Genomic DNA, 16,328 nt, shown 5'->3' on the forward strand with positions numbered 1-16,328 from the left:
GCGGCTTGAAAAGCAAATCCCCCTCGATCCCCCTTTGCAAAGGGGGAGGCAGAGCGGTGATCGAAGCTGGGGACCGGATCAGCCGCCGTTGCGCTTCACGTACACCCAGGCGCGCCGGCCCGAGGCCAGCGGCGCCTCGACGCGTTGGTAGGCGTCGACTTCGTAGGCGTCGGCGTGGCGCAGCTCTTCGGCGGTGATCGCGAACACCGTGCCGCTAACGCGGTCGGCCGGGTCGTCGCTGCGCTCGACGATGGGGTGATGGGCCTGGCCACTGATGGCCACGACCTGCGCGTCTTCGATCTTCAACGCGCTGCGCCGATAACCGACCAGGGCATCGGCCTCGCCGTGCAGCAGGCGGCCGAAGGTGGCGCGCTGCACGCCTGCGTCTTGCAGGGTGCCGTAGGAGAACAGGGCCTGGTCGCGGGCGTCGTCGGTGCTCATCTTGCGTTCTGGGCGAGCGCGGCGCCGCCCTAGGCGGCCGCGAGATCGAAGGAAATGCTGATGCGTTCGCCGCTGCCCTGGTAAGGCAAGGTGCGGTGGAACACATAGGACGGGAACAGCAGCAGGCGGCCCACCTGCGGGCGCACCAGACGCAACGCGTCCGCCGGCCATTGCGGCAGGCCCGCGTAGGGCCGGCCGAATTCGATCCAGCCGGCGTGACCGGAAGCGGCGTGATCGGGATCGGGATCGGCTTGATCGGGAGCGGCGTCGGCGATCGCCTCGGGCAGTTCGACGTAGTACGCGCCCGACAACCAGGAATCCTCGTGGATGTGGGTGTCGATGTAGCCGCTCTCGGCGGCCTGGGTCGCCCACACGTGCAGGCGGTAGCGCAGCGGCACGTTGCGCAGGAATACGTCGTCGTGCGCGTCCGTGCCGGCCTGGCGCTGGCGCGCATCGGAGATGAAGGCGTCGATCGCCGCGCGCAGGCGCTGCTCGAAGCCGACGATGGCCGGGGTGCGATCGGCGAGCAGATCGCCGCTGAGATAGGCCTGGCGCGCGGCCAGACCGGCCGGCTCCCAACGCTGCTGGCTGTGGCGGCGGATGTCCTGGGCCAACTCGGCATGGAAGGCGGCGGCATCGGCATACGCGGGCGGCGGCGCGAGATCGATCGCGTGGATGTGACGTTGCAGCCCCAGCAGGTCGACCGCGTCGGCGACGCGGCCATCGGCGGCCAGCGCCACGCCGAGGTGGGCGATGCTGCGCTGGTCGTCGCCTTGCTGCCGCAGCGCCGCGCTCAGCTGCTCGTGCGCGGCCTGGGCCCGGCCGGCGTGCAGCAGTGCGATGCCGTGCTGGCGTTGCAGCACCGGCGTGTCCAGGCCGCGACCGATCGCGTCGGCGTAGATCGCGGCGGCATCGCTGCCGCGACCGTTCAAGATCAATTGATCGCCGAGGATCTCGACGCTGCCGGTATGATCCGGCTGCAACTGCAAGGCCCGGCGCGCATGCGCTTCGGCGCGTACCGGCTCGCCGAGCTTGCGCAGCAGCACCGCGGCGTTGCGATGCGCCGCGGCCAGGTTCGGGTCCAGTTGCAGGGCGCGTTCGGCCGACCGCAGGCCCTCCAGCAAGGAAGGCCGATCGAACAGATTGGACAGCAGCACAGCCAAGGCCTGGTGCGCTTCCGGGTCCTGCGGCGCCAGCCGCAAGGCGTTGCGCGCGGCCGCGATCGCCTGCGGATATTCCTGCAACCGGCTGTGCGCCGCGGACAGGTTGTTCCAGGCCTCGGGCCAGTTCGGATCGCGCTCGGTCGCGGCAGCGAAGCCGGCGGCGGCGGTGGCGTAGTCGCCCAGTTGGAAAGCCGCGTTGGCGTAGCGGAACGCCGCGCGCGCGTCCTGCGGCAGGCGCTGCATGGCCAGTTGCAGCAAGGGCGCCGCGGCCGCGGCCTGGCCGGCGTGCAGCAGGCGCGTGCCCAGGTCCAAGGCGGCCGGGCCGTCGTCCGGGCGCAGTTGCTGCGCGCGCGTCGCCGCCGCCAGCCCGCGTGGCGCGTCGCCCAGCGCCTGCGCGGCGACCGCGAGCATGCGCCAGGCATCGAAGTTGTTCGGATCCTGGGCGAACACCGCTTCGCAGCGCAGGCGTGCCTGCGCCGCGTCGCCGCGTTGCAAGGCCGCGTAGGCTTCGCGCAGCAGACCTGCAACGGCGTTCATGCGGGCGTGCCGCCGCCGACCGCGGCACGATCGCCCGAACGCCGTAGCGCGAGCGGCCTGCGATCGCTCATCAGTAGCCCGCCGCCTGGCCGTCCTTGCGCGATTCGCTGGCGCCGACGTAACCGCCGTGGGGATTGACCATGATGGCCTGGTAGCCGCCGTAAGGGCCGTTGGCGAAACGCACGCTATGGCCCTTGCGCATCAGCTCGCGCACGGTTTCGTAGGGATAGCCGGTTTCCAGATCCAGCTCGCCGCCGTCGCTCATCACCGTGGCCTGTCCGGCCGGCTCGGTGGAACCGTCGTGCTGGATGCGCGGCGCATCGCCGGCTTCCTGCAGGTTCATGCCGAAGTCGATCAGGTTCATCACGATCTGCGCATGGCCCTGCGGCTGCATCGCGCCGCCCATCACGCCGAACGACAACCAGGGCTTGCCGTCCTTGGTCACGAACGCGGGAATGATGGTGTGGAACGGGCGCTTGCCCGGCGCGAACGAATTCGGGTGGCCTTCCTTGAGCACGAACTGCTCGCCGCGGTCCTGGAAGATGAAGCCCAGGCCCGGCGCGGCCATGCCGCTGCCCATGCCGCGGTAGTTGGATTGGATCAACGAGACCATCATGCCGTCGGCGTCGGCCACGGTCATGTAGATGGTGTCGCCCTCGTCCAGTTCCTTGGGCGTGGCCGGCTGCACTTCGCGCGCGGCCTTGTCCATCGAGATCAGCTTGCGGCGTTGTTCGGCATAACGCTTGGAGATCAGCTGTTCGACCGGCAGCTTGCCGAAGGCCGGATCGGCGTACCAGCGCGCGCGGTCGGCGAAGGCCAGCTTCTTGGCTTCGGCGAACAGGTGCACGTGCTCCGGGCTGCCGAAGCCGTAGCCCTTGAGGTCGTAGCCTTCCAGGATGTTGAGGATCTGCAGCGCGGCGATGCCCTGGCCGTTGGGCGGCAGTTCCCAGACGTCGTAGCCGCGGTAGTTGCTGCTGACCGGCTCGACCCACTCGCCCTGGTGCGAGGCCAGATCGTCGTAGCTGAGGTAGCCGTCGTTGGCCTTGAAGTAGGCGTCGATGGTGCGCGCGATATCGCCCTTGTAGAACGCGTCGCGGCCGCCGTTGGCGATCTTCTCCAGGGTCGCGGCCAGGTTGGGGTTCTTCCAGGTCTCGCCGGTGCGCGGGGCGCGCCCGTCGATGGTGAACTGCTCCTTGAAGCCGGGCCACTTCGACAGGCGCGGCACCGAGGCGTTCCAGTAGTAGGCGATCACCTCGTGCACCGGATGGCCTTCGCGCGCGTAGCGGATCGCCGGGGCCAGGTCGTCGGCCATGGACTTGCGGCCGAAGCGGCCGTGCAGGGCGAACCAGGCGTCGACCGCGCCGGGCACGGTCACCGGCAACGGTCCGTAGGACGGCACGTCGCTGAGGCCGCGCTTGCGGAACTCGGCCAGGCTGAGCGACTTGGGCGAACGCCCGGAGCCGTTGTAGCCGTAAAGCTGCTTGGTCTTGGGATCCCAGACGATCGCGAACAAGTCGCCGCCGATGCCGCTACCGGTGGGCTCCATCAAACCAAGCGCGGCGTTGGCGGCGATCGCCGCGTCGACCGCGCTGCCGCCCTGCTTCATCACGTCCAGCGCGATTTGGGTGGCCAGCGGATGCGAGGTCGCGGCGATCGCGTGCGGCGCGTAGACCTCGCTGCGGGTCGCGAAGGGTTTGCCGGTGACGCGGTCGGCGGCGGCAGCCGGCGCGGCGTGGCCGGCGGCGAGCAGCACGCCGAGCAGGAGCAGCGGCAAGCGGTGGGGCACGAGGCGTGAGGTCATGGCGCGGCTCCGCGGATCGGACCGCGACGATAACGCAGACCGGCGCGGGAGGGAGCGGCACGGTCGCGCGGAGGGGGACCCGACGGCGGCGTATGCGGGGGAGCGAGCGCAGAACCTGTGGTCTGGAGTGCAGGCGTACGGCGCGGGCGTTCGAGCTTGCGTGGTCGCGGCGCGCGCCGCTCCCACCACCAAAGCGCGGCGATGCGACGCGGGCTCGGTCGCCCGCGCCGAGATCAGCTCGACGGCAGTTGCGCCGCGAGCAGACGCAGGTGCTGCAAGGCGGTGTCCAGATCGGCCGCCAACGGCAGGATCGCCGGCCAGTCGCCGTGGCGGCCGGCCGTTTCCAGCGCCGCGGCCGCCTGCGCCAGTTCGGTCGCGCCGACCATGCGCGCGGCGCCCTTGATCTTGTGCGCCTGGCGCGTGAGCGCGACGGTATCGCCGCCCTCGCGCGCCGCGTGCAGCCCCGCCGCGTCCTGCGCGGTCGCGGCCAGGAATTCCTCGAGCAGGGCACGCGCTTCCGTGGGCGCGCCGCCGGTGAGCGCGCCCAGCACCTCGGCGTCCAAGGTTCGGGCCTGATCGAGCTGCGGCAAGGCCGTCGTCGCGCCCGTCTCGGCGGTCGCGGCATCGACGCCGTGGGGCAGCGTATGCGGCAGCCAGCGCTGCAGGCAGGTCGCCAGCACCGGCACCGACACCGGCTTGCTCAGGTAATCGTCCATGCCCGCCGCCAGGCAGCGTTCGGCCTCGCCCTTCAGCGCCGAGGCGGTCAGGGCCACGATCGGCGTGCGCTCCAAGCCTTCCTCGACCTCCGCCGCGCGGATCGCGCGCGCCAGGGCATAGCCGTCCAGGCCGGGCATGTGCACGTCCGACAGCAGCAGGGCGTAGCGGCCGCTGCGCCAGCGTTCCAGCGCCTGCAGGCCGTCCTCGGCCGCCTCGCTGGCGTAACCGGCCAGGGCGAGTTGGCGCGCGATCACCATGCGGTTGGTCGGATGGTCGTCGGCCAGCAGCACCAGGCTGCGCTCGCGCTCGGCCTGCTCCAGGCTGGGCATGGGGCGCGGCGCGATCGTGGCCGGCGCCTCGGCGCCGTCGGGCTCGGCGGGCAGTTCCGATTCCGGCGCGCGCGCCAGGCTCACCGTCAGACGCATGCTGGTGCCCAGGCCGGGCCGGCTTTCCATGCTCACCTCGCCGCCCATCAGCTCGGCCAGGCGACGGCAGATCGCCAGGCCCAGGCCGGTGCCGCCGTAACGGCGCGTGGTGTCGCCCTCGGCCTGGCTGAATGGCTGGAACAGATGGCGCTGCTGCTCTTCGCCCACGCCGATGCCGGTGTCGGTGACGCGGAAGCACAAGGTGTCGCGCACCGTGCCGTCGGCGTCCTTGGCGCTGGACTGCCATTCCAGCGCCGCCTGAACCAGGCCTTCGGCGGTGAACTTGAGCGCGTTGGACAGGAAGTTGCCGACCACCTGGCGCAGGCGCAGTCCGTCGGCGCGGTGCGCCGGGCCGACGCGCGGATCGATTTCGCACAGCAGGTTCAGGCCTTTGCTGGAGGCGGCGCCGGCGTAGTTGGCGACCGTGCTGCGCAACAGCGCCGGCAGCGCGACCACGCTGGGCGACAACTCCAGACGGCCGGCCTCGATCTTCGAGAAATCCAGGATGTCGCCGATGATCTGCAGCAGCGAGGCGGACGACTGCTGGATCACGTTCAAGGCGCGCCGTTGATCGGGATCCAGGCGCGAGTGCGCGAGCACTTCGATCATGCCGGTCACGCCGATCATCGGGGTGCGGATCTCGTGGCTCATCGCGGCCAGGAACGAGGACTTGGCGCGGCTGGCCTCCTGCGCGCGCGCCTCGCTCGCGCGCAGCTCGCGTTCCAGGCGCCGGATCGCGCTGAGGTCGGCGGCGACCAGCAACAAGCCGCCGTCGCCGCCGTCGGGCTCGTTCATCGCCGACACCGCCACCAGCGCCGGCACCCAGGTGCCGTTGCGATGGCGCAGCATCATCTCGCGCGGCGCGGCGCGCATCCGCGCCAGCTCGCGCAGCGCGGTCCAATCGGCCTGCACCGGCCGCCCCAGCCGGTCGCCGAGTTCGAACGCCAGCGTCTGCAACGCCTTGGGTTCGAACAGCGCGTGCAAGCGCTCGCGCGCGAGCAGATCGCTGGCGTGCCAGCCCAGCAACTGCTCGGCGAAGGGATTGACCTGGCTGAACTGGCCGCGCGCGTCGACCGCGACGATCGCGGTCTGGGCCGCGTCCAGCAACGAACGCTGGAACTGTTCGCGACGCTCCAACTCGGCGCGCGTGCGTTCGTTGCGAATCAGCTGGCCGGTGAGTTCGTTCTCGAAGCCCAGCACGTCGCGGCGCATTTCCATGAAGGCCTGCATCACCGTGGCCAGCTCGCCGCGCGGCTCGTGCTTGGGCGTGGCGGTGTAATCGTGCTCGCGCATGCGCCGCGCCAGCCAGGTCAGGCTTTCGACGCCGCGGTAGGCGTTGCGCAACACCCGGCGCCCGACCACCGCCGCGATCAGCAGCGCCAACACCGACAGCCCGATACGCAGCATGCTGGCTTGGCGGTTGCGTGCGATATCGTTGCGGACCACGCCGTCGGCCTCGACCATGGCCAGGTCCGACAGCAGCTTCAGGCGCTGGGTGACCGGATCGATGGCCGGGTACAAACGCGTGTCGGCGAAACGGCCCAGGGCGTCGATATCCTCGCGCACCAGGATCGCGCGCAACTCCGCCGCGGCCGCGTCGGCGGCCACGCGCGCGTCGGCGGCGGCGCGGAAGTGAACCTGCTCCTCGGGCGTGCGCGGCAGCCGCGCCAGTACCGCCCAGCTTTCGTCGATGCGTTTGCGCGCCTCGTCGATGGTGGCCACGCCCTCGCGCCAGGGCACCAGGTCGTTGCGCACGCGAAAGGTGGTGTCGACCACGTCCAGGCCGTAGGCATCGGAGACCATCTTGATCCGGCGCAGGCCGCGCAGGGAATCGTCGCGCAGGGTCAGCAGCGATTCGCGGGCGCGGTACTGGGCGACCTCGTCGATCACCAGCACCGCCGCGCCGGTCAGCAGCAGCAGGCCGAACAGCGCCCACAGCTGGCGCCGGATGCTGAGCGTGCCCAGCCAGGCGCGCATGCGGCGCGCTCTACTCCGGCCGCCGCCAGCGACCGAGCACGCTGGGCAGATCCTCGCCGGGCACCGGTTCGGCGATCAGATGGCCCTGGGCCATGCCGCAGCCCAGCTCGGCCAGCATCTGCCAGTCGTCGACGGTTTCCACGCCCTCGGCGACCACGTCCAGCCCGAGCTTGCGCGCCAGGTCCAGGCTGGCCTCGATCACCGCCCGCTTGCGCGGCTGCTCCTTGGCGCCGGAGACGAAGCCCTGATCGATCTTGAGTTCGGTGAACGGAATCTGCGACAGCTGCGAGAGCGAGGAATAGCCGGTGCCGAAATCGTCGATCGACAGGCCGAAGCCTTTCAGACGCAGGCGCGCCAGCACGCCCAGTCCGCGCGCGGCGTCGCTCATCAGCGAGCTCTCGGTGATCTCCAGCACCACTTCCTCCGGCTCCACCCCGGCCTCGCGCACCAGGTGCTGGAAGCGGTCGGCCGCGCCGCTGTCGGCCAGGGTCGCGGGCGAGACGTTGACCGACAGATTCAGGCGGATGCCCTGCTGATCCCAGCTGCGCTTCCAGCGGCAACCCTCGACCAGCATGTGATCGGTGAGCAGATCGACTAGGCCTTCGCGCTCCATCATCGGCACGAAATGCATCGGGCGCACGATGCGGCCGTCGGGACGGCGCCAACGCGCCAGCGCCTCCACCCCGACCGGCTTGCCGTTGCCGAACTCGACCTGCGGCTGGAACCACGGCCCGATCTCGCCCGCCGCCAGCGCCTCGCGGACCAGCAGCGGCGTGACCTCGACCGGCTCGTCGGCCTCGGCCGCGTGCAGGGCGTGCTCGTAGCCTTCCAGCGCCTGCTGCAGCTTGGCCAGGGTCAGCGGCTTTTCGACATTGCCCAGCACGCGCAGGCCGTAGGCGCGCGCCATGGTCTGCACGGTATTGAGCAGGGCCGGATCCAACGCGCTGACCACCGCCACCGAGCGCGCCAGGCTGCGCTGGGCGACGTGGTCGATGAACTCGATGCCGTCCATGCCGGGCATGTCCAGATCGACCAGGATCACGTCCGGCGGCGTGCGCACTTCCTCCAGCAGGCGCAGCGCGCCGGCGCCGTCGGCGGCTTCGAGCACGTTGACCACGCCCAGCTCGGCGAGCAGGCGCAGCGCCATGCGGCGCTGGAACCCGTGATCCTCCACCACCATCACGCTAAGCGTCGTAATCGACATGCCGTTCCCTGGTGAGAGCCCTGCCGTGGCCACGATGCGGGGCGGCGCGATCGCAACGGCCCGACTGTATCCGTGCATAGCGTTCAACGGGAACGGCGCCGACGAACGGTCGCGGCTCCGGCATGGACGAGGGCGCAGGGCCCGCAGGCCCGCCCCGCCTGCCTCTCAGGGCGGCGATGCCGGTCGTCGGGCGGACGCTGACGCCTGCGGCGCATAAAAAAAGCGGAGCCGAGGCTCCGCTTTTTTAGGTCCCAGGTAGGTCCGCGCTCAGGGATACTTGGGCGGATTGGCGGCCCAGGCCGCCTGCACTTCCGCCAGCATCTTGCGCTCGGCCTCGGTCCAGGCCGGCAGCAGGCGCGCGTACTGGGCGGTGGTGTTCCACTGCAGCGGCTCGGTGCGCACGGCGGCGGCGTACCACTGCACGGCCTCGTCCTTGCGGCCCATCGACCACAGCACCAGGGCGAAGGTCGGCGGCATCCAGCTGGCGGTCACGCCGCGCGTGGTGGCCAGGGTGCGCCATTGTTCGAAGGCGCCCTTGTCGTCGCCGGCGCGATACAGGTCCCAGCCGTAGTTCCACATCACCGAGCGCCAGATGCCGTCGGTGGCGTCCAGGCCGGACAGCGCGCGCGCGTACAGCTGGCGGCCGAGCTCGACGCGGCCGGCTTCCATGGCCAAGTGCGCGAGCTGCGCGGCCTCGGCGTCGGCGCCGGCCTTGCGTTCGATGATGCGGCTGAGCTTCTGCATCGCCGCTTCGCCGGTATCGCGCACCACCACCACCGGCTTGGTGGTGTTGGCATCGGCGTCGAAATAGAACTCGGCGGGCTTGGGCAGCGGCTGAGTGGCGGCGGTCTGGGCCGCGGCGGTTCCGGACACGGCCAGCAGGGCCGTCAACAACAACACACTACGAATACGCATGATCGATGAATCCCCCGTAATACCCCGCCATGCTAACCCGAGCGGGGTCCGGATCGCGCCGTTCATCACGCTTTCTGCGCTGAATCGGGCAGGGCGACGCCCCGGCGCGGGCCGGGGCGTGCAGACCGGGGGCCGGCCTCAGCGCGGCTGCAGGGTCACCCGCTCGATCGCCCACAAGGGGTCGTGACTGCCGCTGGCGAACACCAGGCACAAATCATGGGTGCCCGCGGTCGGCGCGATCTTGGCGCGCAGCGTGGTGAGACCGGCGGTGCGCCGCGCCGAGCCCAGCGGCAGCACCGCGATCGGCGCGCCCTCGCAGGTGTCGGCGCGCACTTCCAACGCGCCTTCCGGCCCGTTGGCGGCGCGGGTGACGACCTTGGGCGTGTCGTGCCAGAGCTGGAAATTGAAGGGCACCTGGCCGACCCGGACCTCGATCGCGCCGACCTGGTCCAGGGCCGCGCCTTCATAGATCCAGCACGGGTCGAACACGTCGGCCAGTAGAGTCGCTCGCGGCGAACGCCCGCCGATGCCGTCGGCTGGCGCGTCGTCCTCCATGCGCAGGTTCAGACCGCCCTTGCACTGGCGCAGGCGGTTACCGGTGCGCTGGCTCAGTGCGGCCAGATCGGCCGGGGCGTAGCGCCGCGGTGCCGACAGCGGGCGGCCGTCGACATAGGTCGCGGCCTGGAACACGGTCGGCGGGCGCAGCGCCAGCGGCGCGGCATACAGCGGCGATTGCGTGCTCAGTTCGCCCTTGCCTTCGAGATAGCGGATCTGGCCGAAACCGACCTGATTGGACAACTTCAGCAGCGGCTGGCCCTGGCCGTCGCGCTCGACTTCGAAGCGCACCGCGAACGCCGCATCCGAGGCTTGAACCTTCTGCGCCTGATAGCGCCCCATCTGCGGCACCAGCCGGCGCAGGAAGCCGTCCCAGTCGCGCGCGCCCTTGGGCGACCACACCGCTTCGGCCAGCGCGGCCGTGCGCGGGAAGTAGGCGCGCTCGACCGCGTCGAAGCTGCGCTTGTGCTCGGTCCACAGATTGGCCTGCGCGCCGAGCACGTGCTTGGCCTGTTCGGGCGTGAGCTCGGCCGGCACCGGCTCGAAGCCGTACACCGATTTCAAGGTCATCGCGGCCAGGCGCCCGGTGGCTTCGTCGTCGTTGTCGCTTTGCACGTGATCGAAATACAGGTCCGGCGCCGGCGCCAGCACCACGTCGTGTCCGGCGCGCGCGGCCTCGACCGCGCCCTTGATGCCTCGCCAGGACATCACCGTCGCGCGCGGCGGCAGGCCGCCTTCGAGGATCTCGTCCCAGCCGATCAGGCGGCGATTGTGGCTGCCCAGGTAGTTCTCGATGCGGGCCACGAACCAGCTCTGCATCGCCATCTCGTCCTTCAACCCCAGTGCGGTCTTCTGCGCCTGGATGCTGGGCGAGGCCTGCCACTGGTCCTTGGCCGCCTCGTCGCCGCCGATGTGGATGTAGCGCCCGGGGAACAAGGTGGTGACTTCGGCCAGCACGTCCTGCAGGAAACCGAAGGTGGCGTCCTGGGTGTTGAACAGATAGGTGTGCACGCCCCAGTCCGGCGACACCGGCGGCGGCGCCTTGAGCACGTCACTCACGCCCAGCTCGGGATAGGCGGCGATCGCGGCCTGGGCATGGCCCGGCATTTCGATCTCGGGGACGATGGTGACGTAGCGTTCGGCGGCGTAACGCACCACGTCGCGGATCTGGTCCTGGGTGTAGTAGCCGCAGTACTGGAGCGCCGCGCCGGTGACCGGGTCGTGGCCGGAAGCGCCGGCCGGAATCCGGCAGCTGCCGACTTCGGTGAGCTTGGGATATTTCTTGATCTCGATCCGCCAACCCTGGTCGTCGGTGAGATGCCAGTGGAAGGTGTTGAGCTTGTGCAGCGCCATCTGGTCGATCAGGGTCTTGACCTGGTCGACGCTCTGGAAATGGCGCGCCGAATCCAGCATCAGCCCGCGCCAGCCGAAACGCGGCGCGTCTTCGATACGTTGCGCGGCGATGGTCGCCGCGCCGCGGCCGCCGTCGGCGGTGGCCAGCTGCCACAGCGTGACCGCGCCGTAGAACAGACCGGCCGGCGCACGCGCTTCGATGCGCGCGCCCTGCGGGCCGATGTCGAGGTGGTAGGCCTCGTCGTTGGGCAGCGCGGCCTGAGGATCGATCGCGAATACGACGGTGTGCGCGGCCTCGCCGGCGGCGTTGCCGCTGGCGTCGACGTTGGGCGCGAAACCGCGCAGACGCTGCAGGCGCGCGGCGAAGTCGCGTGCGATCCGCGCCGCGTCGGCGTTGCCGCCGGCGGCCTGCAGGCGCGTGCTCACGTCCAGCACGAACGCGCCTTCGCGCGCGATCACCTTGGCCGGCAACGGAATGACCGGCGTGATCTGCGAGGCCTGGGCGGCGGGCACGTCCGCCGTCGCGTCCTGGCCGCCGCGCTGGCAGGCCGACAATGTGATCGCCGTCACCATGGACAGCACTACCGTCGCGGCCACCGCCGCGCGCATGCGTTTACCGCTCATCCCCGACCCCTCGTTGTCCGTCCGACACTCATACAACAAGCGGGCCCGGCATAACCGGGCCCGTTGTCGCAGCTGAAAGCTACCGGAGCGCCCGAAGGCGCGGTAGTGCCTGGATCGTAGGGTGCGGTGAGCCGTAGGCGAACCGCACCATCGCGTCGATCCGAAACTCCGCGACGATGCGGTCGGCACCGCACCCTACACCCGCACCTGAAACCAACGGATCGTAGGGTGTGGTGAGCCATAGGCGAACCGCACCATCGCGCTAATCCGAACCTCCGCGACGGTGCGGTTGGCACCGCACCCTACATCCGGACCTTAGTAGTTGAAGCGGAAGTTCAAGTAGTACTGGCGGCCGTTCTCGTAGACCGAACGCGGACGGTCCTTGGTGGCGTAGTACGTGGTCTTGGGGTTGTTGAGGTTCATCGCGTCCAGGCTCAACGCCATGTGGTCGTTGATCTTGTAACCGAACGAAGCCGACACGGTGTCGATTTCGTCCTGATAGAACGCCGAGTTGCGATCCAGGCCGCTGTAGAACTCGGAGCGGTAGGTGTAGTTGACGCGGGCGTTGAAGCGATCGTTCTCGAACCACAGGCCGACGTTGTAGGTGTTCTCGGACGTGCCCAGCATCGGCGTGCCGTCGTCGGTGTCGGCCTCGGCGTAGGTGTAGTTCGCGAACGCGCCGAAGTAGTCGCCGATCGGGCCTTCCCAGGCCAGCTCGAAGCCGTTGACCTTGGCGCCCGAATTGACCGGGATGGTCACGTCGTAGTCGACCATGGCGCCATTGGGACGCTGCGCATCGATGGTCAAGTACTGGCGGCGCACGTTGGCCAGCGAAACGTAGTTGTCGATGTTCATGCTGAACACGCCGAAGGAAAACAGCGCGCGCTCACCGTAGTACCACTCCACGGTCGCGTCGAGGTTGGTAGACAGGATCGGGGCGAGGTTGGGATTGCCACCTGTGCCGTTGCCCACGCCTCCTGCCGCGGCCGGCGGGAGCAGCGAGACCGCGCCGGCGATGGCCGAGAAATCCGGGCGGGTCAGGGTGCGCGAAGCGGCCAGGCGCAGAACCACGTCGTCGGTGATGTCGAGCTTGAGGTTCGCGCTCGGCAGCCAATCCTTGTACGTGTTCTTGGTCAGCACGGTCTTGTAGGGACCGAAGGCCGAGGTGGTGATCGCGGCCGGATCGGTGGCCGAAGTGCTCACGTAGTTGGTGACGTCTTCCTGGGTCTCCACGTAACGCAGACCGACGTTGGCCGTCCAGCGCTCGCCCTGGAAGTTGAGCTGGCCGTAGGCCGCGGTGCTCTTTTCCTCCAGACCGTAGGCGCCGAGGTAGTAGAAGCGCGAGACCGGATCGCGGTTGGCCAGGCGGTTGAACGCGGCCAGGCTTTCCGGCGAGAAGTACCAGATGTTGCGCGGGAAGTTGCCGCCGATGCCGTTGGCGAAATCGCCCGGGTAGTTGCTGAAACCCTGCGGCCAGTTGGCCGGATTGAACGGATCCTGCGGCAGAGCGAAGTTCGGTCCCTGCGCGGTAACCTGGTCGAGATTGCGCTCGTGACGCGCCTGGCGCACGCCGAAATCGATCGAGGTCACCAGGCCGCCGTCGAAGAAGTAGGTGCCGTCGATCTGGCCCCAGTCCTCCTTGTCTTCGACGTCGATGTCCTGGAAGCCGAAGATCCAGTCCAGGCGGTAGTCGGTGTTGGGAATGCCAGGCGCGCCGGTGTTGGCGTTGCCCAGGTGCCAGTTGGCCGCGCCGACGCCGTTGAGGCCCCAGCCGCCGCCGCTGTTCAGGCCCACGTCCCACTCGGCCACGTCCTGCACCGGGGTTTCGCCGTGGCCTTCGGAGGTGCCGGCCTGGGCCGAGAAGCGCAGCTTGTCGCTGACGTCCCACTTGCCTTCCAGGCTGAAGAACTCGGTGCTGGACTTGGCGCCCGGGCGCGAGATCTGGTCGTAGATGCCGAAGGCGTTGGACGGCGTGGCGCCCGGGGTCGGCGCGAAGTTGGCCGAGACCAGGGTGTTGTTGCGCACCACGTAGCCTGGCAGCGGCACCTGGCCGTTGGTGCCGTCAAGGCCGTTGATGATGCGGCTGCCCCAGATCATGTAGTTGCGGTTGTAGTTGTCGGCCTTCATGTCCGAGCGGAAGTAGTTGGCTTCCAGCTCGAAGTTGTCGGCCGGCTTCCACTGCGCGGTGAACATGCCGCCGGTGCGCTTGCGCTCCTGCTCGAACAGCGCCGAGCCCAGCAGGGTCGGGAAGAACACGCCGACCAGATCGGGATGGGCAACGCCGGCGGCGGTGTTGGCGCCAATCGCTTCGTAGCCCAGCAGCTCCTGGCCGTCGCGACGCAGGTGACGCTCTTCGCTGAAGGCCTGCACGGTGATGCCGAACGTGCCATCCTCGTTCTTCCAGTTGCCCAGCACCGAGATCTGCGGATCGGTCTTGCTGGGCTGCTCGGCGTACACGCCGCCGACCGAGCCGAAGATGCTGAAGCCCTTCTCGAAGTTGAGCGGGTTGCGGGTGACGATGTCGACGCTGCCGACCGCGCCGCCTTCGACCAGCTTGGCCTCGGACGACTTGCGCACCACCACCTTGTCGACCAGTTCGGACGGCAGCAGCGAATAGCTCACGCTGCGGCCGACGGTGCCGGTCTGGTTGAGCACGAACCAGTCGCCGGTGGCGATGTTGTGGCCGTCGATCAGGGTCTGGGTGAGGCTGGGGCTGGTGCCGCGCATGGACACGCGGTCGTTCTCGTCGAACGCGCCCTCGTTGGCGCTGGCCGCCGAGATGTTCACGCCCGGCACGCGCGCGAGCGAGTCGGCGACGTTCTTGTCGGGCATCTTGCCGATGTCTTCGGAGGTGATGACCTCGACGCGGGTGACGTCGTCGCGCTTGGTGTCCAGCGACTGCTCGATCGCGCCGCGGATGCCCTTGACCACGATGGTGTCCAGGTCCTTGGCGTCCGGCGATGCGCTGCTTGCGTCCTGCGCCACGGCCTGGCCGGCAAAGCCGAGGGCCGCAACGATACTGACGGACAGAATGGTCTTGCGAACTTTCATTGGGTTCTCTCCCTCGGGCTATGGTCCTCTCCGCCGCTCGATCTGCGTCGATTGGGCGAAGCCTGGTACGTCTGTTCCAGCGCCGTTGGTGGCCGGCGCCGGCAATTCAGCGGATAACGCGAAGCGCGCTGCCGGGCTCAGGCCTCATTGGCGTGCTCCAGGTACCAACTGGCGGCGCCGATGACGCCGAGTTGTTCGTTCTCGATCAGGCGCACCGGCACGCGCTCCAACACCGGGCGCATCGCGCCCTTGTTGAGCAGGCGCTCGCGGAACGCGCTGGCATCGAGGAAATCCTTGAGCTGCGGCAGGATGCCGCCGGCGATGAACACCGCCTTGGCGCCGCTGACCACGGCCAGGTCGCCGATCACGCTGCCCAGCAGCGCGCAGAAGGTCAGCACCGCCTCGCGCGCGATCGCGTCGCCGCGGCGCGCGGCCTGGGTGATCGCGGCCGGCGCGCGCAGGCTGGGTTCGACGCCGTCGATCGCGCACAGCGCGTCGTACAGGTTGACCAGGCCGGGGCCGGAGACCAGGTGTTCGGTGGATACGTGCGCGCCGCGCTGCTGCATCCAGCGCAGGATCTCGATCTCGCGCGCGCCGCCCGGCGCGAACGCGGTGTGGCCGGATTCGGTCGGCAGCACCACGGTGGCGTCGCGGAACGGAATGCGCACCGCCGCGCCCAGACCGGTGCCCGGGCCGATCACCAGCACCGGACCCGGTGCGGCATCGCTGACGCCGGGCGTGAGCAGGGTGGAGTCGGCGGGCGCCATGCATTGGGCGGCGTGGGCGGCGGCCTGGAAATCGTTGATGAACAGCACTTCGCGCAGGCCCAGCTCGCGACGCAGCTCGGACAGCGAAATCCGCCAGGGCAGATTGGAATTGATGACCGCGTCGTCCAGGACCACGCCCGCACAGGCGATCGCGACCCGGTCGGCGCCGGCGCCGGCGCCCGCGCCGGCCAGGAAGTCGGCCAGGATCGCGGACAGGCTGGGGTAGTCGGCGCACACGTACTTGCGATGCGCGAGCACCGCGACCGCGCTTTCGCCCGGACCGCCCGCGCGCACCAGGCCGACCCGGGTGTGGGTGCCGCCGACGTCGGCGGCGATGAACGGGGACGCGGCCGGAGCCAGCTTGCTGGCAGCGCTCATGCGGTCCGCTCCGGGACGGTGGTTGCGGCAACGGCGTTTTGACCGCCCGCCCTTTCGGCGCGCATCGGCTGCGCTGCACAGGGCGAAACCGCCGTCCGCTTGGAATCCCACTGCATCGCTTCCCTCCATTGATCCCGGCCAGCCCCCGCTGGCGGTGCCGAGATTGCCCACCATTTGACAACGTTGTCAACTCGCGGTCACGCAGCCCTAACAAAGGCACTAAAACTGCGAACTAGCGGCATTTTCCATGATGCGACGCAGCATAGGGACGCGCTCGTGCGGCCCAGGCCCAGGCAGGGTTTCGGGCTGCCTTCTGGCTTGTCGGACAAAGTTGTGACACCGTTGAGCCAACGGATGTCGTGCAAGTCAAATGCGACAGTGCCGTAACGCCGCGGGGCGCTCCCCGCGTTCCTGGAGGGG

The 16,328-nt window shown here is 69.5% G+C and carries 9 protein-coding genes; all 9 read right to left on the reverse strand.

What is annotated here, in order from left to right; all coding sequences use genetic code 11:
- Positions 1 to 78: 78 nt before the first annotated feature.
- Positions 79 to 441 (reverse strand): gamma-glutamylcyclotransferase family protein, encoded by a 363-nt coding sequence (locus ASD69_RS09405; protein ID WP_056177190.1) that lies wholly within the window; start codon positions 439 to 441, stop codon positions 79 to 81.
- Between the two features lie 29 nt (positions 442 to 470).
- On the reverse strand, positions 471 to 2,141 hold the full coding sequence (locus ASD69_RS09410) for a putative 2OG-Fe(II) oxygenase (protein ID WP_056177192.1): 1,671 nt from the start codon (positions 2,139 to 2,141) through the stop codon (positions 471 to 473).
- Between the two features lie 70 nt (positions 2,142 to 2,211).
- Entirely contained in the window at positions 2,212 to 3,942 is a 1,731-nt protein-coding gene (ggt, locus tag ASD69_RS09415) for a gamma-glutamyltransferase (protein ID WP_056177194.1), read from the reverse strand.
- A gap of 233 nt (positions 3,943 to 4,175) precedes the next feature.
- The gene (locus ASD69_RS09420; RefSeq protein ID WP_056177196.1) at positions 4,176 to 7,061 is read right to left on the reverse strand and encodes an ATP-binding protein; all 2,886 of its coding nucleotides are present in this window, start codon (positions 7,059 to 7,061) and stop codon (positions 4,176 to 4,178) included.
- 10 nt (positions 7,062 to 7,071) lie between these two features.
- On the reverse strand, positions 7,072 to 8,265 hold the full coding sequence (locus tag ASD69_RS09425) for an EAL domain-containing response regulator (protein WP_056177199.1): 1,194 nt from the start codon (positions 8,263 to 8,265) through the stop codon (positions 7,072 to 7,074).
- 267 nt (positions 8,266 to 8,532) lie between these two features.
- Positions 8,533 to 9,180, reverse strand: coding sequence for a tetratricopeptide repeat protein (locus ASD69_RS09430; protein ID WP_235567195.1), 648 nt, complete (start codon positions 9,178 to 9,180; stop codon positions 8,533 to 8,535).
- 138 nt (positions 9,181 to 9,318) lie between these two features.
- Positions 9,319 to 11,712: a family 20 glycosylhydrolase gene (locus ASD69_RS09435; RefSeq protein WP_157499131.1), complete on the reverse strand. Its 2,394-nt coding sequence runs from the start codon at positions 11,710 to 11,712 to the stop codon at positions 9,319 to 9,321.
- 315 nt (positions 11,713 to 12,027) lie between these two features.
- Positions 12,028 to 14,763: a TonB-dependent receptor gene (locus tag ASD69_RS09440; protein WP_056177202.1), complete on the reverse strand. Its 2,736-nt coding sequence runs from the start codon at positions 14,761 to 14,763 to the stop codon at positions 12,028 to 12,030.
- 137 nt (positions 14,764 to 14,900) lie between these two features.
- Positions 14,901 to 15,908 (reverse strand): glucokinase, encoded by a 1,008-nt coding sequence (locus ASD69_RS09445; RefSeq protein ID WP_056177204.1) that lies wholly within the window; start codon positions 15,906 to 15,908, stop codon positions 14,901 to 14,903.
- Positions 15,909 to 16,328: the final 420 nt, after the last annotated feature.

Source organism: Lysobacter sp. Root604, from assembly GCF_001427505.1.
Classification (GTDB): Bacteria; Pseudomonadota; Gammaproteobacteria; order Xanthomonadales; family Xanthomonadaceae; genus Lysobacter.